5 protein-coding genes are annotated in these 5052 nt (G+C 45.0%); all 5 read left to right on the top strand.

Going from position 1 to position 5052, the window contains the following annotated elements; genetic code table 11:
• Positions 1 to 728: 728 nt before the first annotated feature.
• Positions 729 to 896 carry a hypothetical protein gene (locus tag RMO84_RS12020; protein WP_310488695.1) on the top strand — a complete coding sequence of 56 codons (168 nt, stop codon included), beginning with the start codon at positions 729 to 731 and terminating at the stop codon, positions 894 to 896.
• Between the two features lie 22 nt (positions 897 to 918).
• The gene (locus RMO84_RS12015) at positions 919 to 2277 is read left to right on the top strand and encodes a nicotinate phosphoribosyltransferase (protein ID WP_310488694.1); all 1359 of its coding nucleotides are present in this window, start codon (positions 919 to 921) and stop codon (positions 2275 to 2277) included.
• Between the two features lie 50 nt (positions 2278 to 2327).
• Positions 2328 to 2930, top strand: a complete 603-nt coding sequence (locus RMO84_RS12010; RefSeq protein WP_310488693.1) for a nicotinate-nucleotide adenylyltransferase — start codon at positions 2328 to 2330, stop codon at positions 2928 to 2930.
• Positions 2899 to 3633, top strand: a complete 735-nt coding sequence (locus tag RMO84_RS12005; protein WP_310488692.1) for an NrtR DNA-binding winged helix domain-containing protein — start codon at positions 2899 to 2901, stop codon at positions 3631 to 3633. Before RMO84_RS12010 ends, RMO84_RS12005 begins: the two co-directional genes overlap by 32 nt.
• Before the next feature lie 310 nt (positions 3634 to 3943).
• Positions 3944 to 5052, top strand: a 1109-nt coding sequence (gene nadE / locus RMO84_RS12000) for an NAD(+) synthase (protein WP_310488691.1), incomplete at its 3' end; no start/stop codon positions are given.

Raw genomic sequence — 5052 nt, 5'->3', positions numbered from 1 at the left:
TAACTTCTCAGGACTAACATGCGATAGCAGCGTGGCGATCGAAAATTCCATATAGTTTAATTTACCTCCACCCAAGAACGTATTCATTTATTAAGTTTGTAATATTGCTAACTTACGGTAGATTCTACAAAGATGCTATTTCCACAATTTTAGCAACAGTAAATTATTCGGACATGAGAGCATGCTAGTTTGACGTGTGGCGATAGCGATTTCGCCTATAGTTGCGATGTTCGCTATCTGTTGTCAAACAGTTACCGAGCGGAAGACCCGACTAATTGCGGATCGCGGTTCCAGACCGACAGATAAATCTCTAACTAATTATTACTAACTAAATAAATCTTTATTCTGTAAATCTGCAATCTAAACAATTGGCATCGATACTGGAGAAAAAGAGATGAGATTGCTGCTTTTAATGACGGCAAGCCGTTCGACTGCTCCTATCGACATTGAATATGACTGCATTAACTCTTGGAAGTTGGCAGCTAAGATGTCGATCGCTTGGACTTTTACCAATTATTGCCCAGTTCTGTCCGATCGAGCCAACGCCATTACGCTTCATTTTCACAACCAACTCCTAACGAGATCGCGTTTGTCTCGATCGAAGACATTACATCGAGCAGGCGGATGACGCGAGTGTCTGGTGGTGGGTGACTCAGTGGTAGCAGCTTGAGACGTTGACTTTATATTGCAACAGTACATAATGCATATCTCTATCATATTACCCGTGAATGTCACTTCTGATACCATTTTGGTCAAATGGGGCAGAAGTTTTGGGGATGACATCGACAATCTGTGTACGAGCCGATCGCCGCGTCCAAAATCTTGAAGGTCGAGATCGACTGTCATTCTTGACATGTTATGGTGAGATCTACCATAATATTAGAGAAGCATTTTGAGTAAACAAACGACCTAACAATTATGAGCGCGACACCGGAAACAGATCGGCATCCAGCAATATCATCCTTGTTTAGTGAGGATTATGGCCTGTTAACCGATCTTTATCAACTGACGATGGCCGCTTGTTATGTTGGCGAATCACTCGATCGATCTACGGCTAGCTTCGAGTTATTTGCAAGAAAACTACCAAAAGACTTTGGGTATCTCATTGCCATGGGCTTGGAGCAAGCGTTGGCATATCTCGATCGATTGCAGTTTAGTGCCACTCAAATTGCGGCACTGCAAGCGACAGGGATTTTCCACAATGCACCCGAGAGATTTTGGGAACTGCTAGCCACTGCTAAGTTTACGGGCGATGTCTGGGCAGTGCCCGAAGGTACCGCCATCTTCGCCAACGAACCGATCTTGCGCATCGAAGCCCCATTATGGCAAGCCCAGCTCGTCGAAACTTACCTGCTCAATACCATCAATTACCAGACACTGATTGCCACTAGAGCCGCCCGCTTGCGCGATGTCGCTGGTGCCGATGCTACTTTACTCGAATTCGGTACTCGGCGGGCTTTTGGCCCGCAAGCGGCGATGCTGGCAGCACGGGCGGCGATTGCGGGGGGCTTGGATACTACTTCAAATGTTTTAGCCGCTTTAACGTTAGGTTATCAACCTAGCGGGACGATGGCACATTCATTAGTGATGGCAATCGGTGCAATGGAAGGTAGCGAGCAAGCCGCATTTAAGGCTTTTCATCGTTATTTTCCAGGCGCACCTTTACTCATCGATACGTACGATCCGATCGCCGCAGCGACAGATTTAGCCAAACAAGTCGCCGCCGGAGAGATCGAGTTATCGGGAGTACGTCTAGATTCTGGAGATTTAATTACTTTATCTAAACAAGTTAAATCTATTTTACCAAATGTCGAAATATTTGCCAGCGGCGACCTGGATGAGTGGGAAATTGCCAAATTGCGGTCGGCAAATGCGCCGATTTCTGGCTATGGATTGGGGACTAAATTAGTAACTGGTAGCCCCGTCAATGGTGTCTACAAACTAGTGGAAATCGCCGATCGACCCACGATGAAAAAATCACCAGGTAAAATGACTTACCCTGGTAAAAAACAAATTTTTCGTCACATTGAGGACGGAAAATTTACATCAGATATTTTAGGCTTGGCAAGTGAGGGGAATGGCTTACTAAAATTAGTGATGAGCAACGGCAATCGTCAACACCCAGATGAGCCACTTTCAGTAATTAGAGCGCGCGCCGATCTCAATGTTGCCAGCCTACCGCATGAAATTCGAGATATTAATTATGCCGGAACCCCACCAGTTAATCTTTCCCCAGCATTAATAGAGCTAACTCAAAGGTTGAAAGATCGAGATTAAATCAACTCGCTAATTATATTTCCTACCCTCTACCCTGTATCCCCTAACAGATGAAAATCGCCCTTTTCGGAACCAGTGCCGATCCACCAACGATCGCCCACCAACAAATTATTCACTGGCTGGCAATGCAACAATTCGATCGAGTCGCAGTTTGGGCATCTGATAACCCATTTAAAACACATGGAGCCTCACTAGAACAGCGATCGCAAATGCTAGAATTATCGATCGCGGAAATTCAGCCACCGATCGATCGACATGTGAAAGTCTATCGTAACTTGAGCCACCGATATACGCTAGAAAGTCTGAAAATCGCCCAAGGAATCTGGATTAATAGTGAATTCACACTGACAGTTGGTGCAGATTTGATTGCTCAAATGTCTCAATGGTATCGGATTGACGAACTCCTAACTCAAGTTAAGTTACTAATCGTGCCCCGCACTGGCAATCAGATCGAATCGGTAGATTTACAACGGCTGACAGATCTAGGTGCGCACATTACATTTGCCCCATTATCGACACCAATTATTTCCTCGACTGCAATTCGGAATAGCCACTCGATCGACGGTGTGTCGCCCAGTGTTGCTAAATATCTCCGCCAGCAAAACTTGTATTCTATTATTGATGAAGCTTGTGACAGAACGAAACTCAAATAAACAGCAACTCGCTGATTTTAAAGTTGGAGTAGATAATGCGATTTTTTCGATCGATACCCAACAAAATCGCTTACTAATCCTGCTTGTGATGCGACATGAAGAACCTTATTTAGGCGATTGGTGTCTGCCAGGAACCCTCGTGAGAAAAGGAGAAACCCTAGAAACTGCTGCCGATCGAATTTTGGCAGAAAAAATTAAAGTTGAGAATCTATATCTCGAACAACTATATACATTTGGTGGCCCCGGACGCGATCCGCGCGAAGCTGCCGATAGTTATAATGTGCGATATTTATCAGTTAGTTATTTTGCCTTAGTTAGATACGAAGCTGCCGAATTAATTGCCACTGGCGTCGGCGGAATTGCTTGGTATCCGATCGACAAATTACCTACACTCGCCTTCGATCATCAACAAATTATCGAGTACGGACATCAACGCCTACGGAATAAATTGGAATACAGCCCGATCGCTTTTGACGTACTACCCGAACTATTTACCCTCAGTGATATTTATCAGCTTTATACCACCGTTCTCGGCGAATCTTTTTCGGATTATTCTAATTTCCGAAACAGACTAATTAAACTAAAGTTCCTCGAAGAAACAGGCATTAAATCATCACGCGGCAGCGGTCGTCCAGCTAGCTTATATCGCTTCGATCCGATCGCATTTGCACCATTGAAAGACAAACCATTGTTATTTGTATAAACCTTGTCTCAAATCTACGATCTCGATACCAATTGTTTGAATTTTATAGATTGATAATAATTTTATGCTTATCGATTTAGATATTACTAGAGAGGTTGGGCGGGTTTGTTATATATCTCTAGTGCAGTCGATATTAATTGCATTGTCTTGTCGCGCTAAACCGTCGGGAAACCCGACGAGCGCGCGCCGCAAACCCGCCCCTACAGATCTAAAACTATTACCATCTGTGCGTTCTCTATCTTGATTCGTTCAACCGTCGGGGAACCCGACGAGCGCGAATCTCTGTGTCCTCTGCGGTTAAAAAAATATTATGAAAATAGCCCTAGCTCAACTCAATCCTACCATCGGCGATCTCCAAGGTAACGCCCAGCAGATTCTAGAAACCGCCCACCAAGTAGCCAGCCAAGGCGTAAAACTTCTACTCACGCCAGAACTTTCGCTCTGCGGTTATCCACCGCGAGATCTATTACTCAACGCTAATTTCATTGCCGAAATGGATCGATCGATTCAACAACTCGCCTGCGATTTACCGCCAGATTTGTATGTCTCGATCGGACTAGCTACCGCCAATCTCGATGCAGCATTAACTGGTGCCAAACCCTTATTTAATAGCATCGCCATCCTAGCTAATGGTACCGTCCAAAATATATTCCATAAGCGACTATTGCCCACCTATGATGTCTTTGATGAAAATCGCTATTTCACTCCTGGTAGTAAGGCAAATTACTTTGTTTTAGAAGGGATTAAGATCGGTGTCACAGTCTGCGAAGATCTGTGGAACGACGAAGACTTTTGGGGCAAGCGCAGCTATTTAGTCAATCCGATCGCCGAATTAGCCACCGAAAACATCGATCTGTCGATCAACCTCTCAGCTTCACCATATAGCCTCGGCAAACAGCAAGTGCGATCGGCTATTTTAAAACATGCCGCAATCAAATACGATCGAGCGGTATTATATGTCAACCAAGTCGGAGCTAATGACGACCTGATCTTCGACGGTTGTAGCTTGGGATTCGATCGATCTGGCGAACTCGTCTGTCGCGGCACAGCATTCGATCGAGACTTAATCATTGTCGAATTCGATGAAGTCACTAAAGATTTAAAACCAGCCAAAATTCAACCCCAACCAGATTGCCCAGATGCCGAAATTTGGCAAGCATTAGTATTGGGAGTGCGCGACTACATTCACAAATGCGGTTTTCAAAAAGTTATCTTAGGCTTGAGCGGTGGCATCGATTCGGCACTAGTCGCCGCCATTGCGACTGAGGCTCTGGGAGCCGATAACGTCTTAGGCGTGCTAATGCCTTCAACTTATAGCTCGTCACATTCAGTTACCGATGCGATCGCGGTTGCTGCTAATTTGGGCATTAAGACCGAAACGATCCCGATTGGCGACTTAATGCAGGGATTCGATCGTAC

It is taken from the genome of Chamaesiphon sp. VAR_69_metabat_338, from assembly GCF_031423935.1.
Classification (GTDB): Bacteria; Cyanobacteriota; Cyanobacteriia; order Cyanobacteriales; family Chamaesiphonaceae; genus Chamaesiphon.
This window is presented reverse-complemented; position numbering and strand designations above follow the sequence as displayed.

Excerpts from the sequence above, each read along its gene's own strand:
- RMO84_RS12020 (WP_310488695.1), top strand. The coding sequence starts at position 729 with ATGTCACTTCTGATACCATTTTGGTCAAATGGGGCAGAAGTTTTGGGG.
- RMO84_RS12005 (WP_310488692.1), top strand. The coding sequence starts at position 2,899 with ATGAAGCTTGTGACAGAACGAAACTCAAATAAACAGCAACTCGCTGAT.
- RMO84_RS12015 (WP_310488694.1), top strand. The coding sequence starts at position 919 with ATGAGCGCGACACCGGAAACAGATCGGCATCCAGCAATATCATCCTTG.
- RMO84_RS12010 (WP_310488693.1), top strand. The coding sequence starts at position 2,328 with ATGAAAATCGCCCTTTTCGGAACCAGTGCCGATCCACCAACGATCGCC.